General features: G+C 60.5%; 2 pseudogenes. One reads left to right on the top strand and one right to left on the bottom strand.

From position 1 onward, the window contains the following. Nucleotides 1-131: pseudogene (locus FNJ47_RS54260) on the bottom strand (transposase); the annotation flags it as partial. On the opposite strand from FNJ47_RS54260, the pseudogene FNJ47_RS50925 reads away from it, so the two are divergent. Then, nucleotides 122-248 (top strand): annotated as a pseudogene (locus tag FNJ47_RS50925) (IS701 family transposase); the annotation flags it as partial. The pseudogenes FNJ47_RS54260 and FNJ47_RS50925 sit on opposite strands and share 10 nt — an antisense overlap.

Genomic DNA, 248 nt, shown 5'->3' with positions numbered 1-248 from the left:
CGGACTTTGGTGATCGGCCAAATGAGCTTCACATCGACCGGATACACCTTCAGGTGCCGAGGGATGCCGACGGCCCAAGCCAGTCCGCGCTCTGTTAGCCCTTGTCGAAATGGTGCGCTAAGTCCGTGTCCGCACCGCCGACGGACCTCCGCAGCGGATATGGGATAAGGGTCAGCAGCATCTCCCCGGCGACGAAGCCTGGCTCATTGGCGAGCAACGTGCCTCAGGGGAGAAGAAATACTATCTCG

Source organism: Bradyrhizobium uaiense, from assembly GCF_010811875.1.
GTDB classification, from domain to species: Bacteria; Pseudomonadota; Alphaproteobacteria; order Rhizobiales; family Xanthobacteraceae; genus Bradyrhizobium; species Bradyrhizobium uaiense.
Note: the sequence above shows the minus strand (reverse complement) of the source record. Positions and strands in the feature narration are given on the sequence as shown.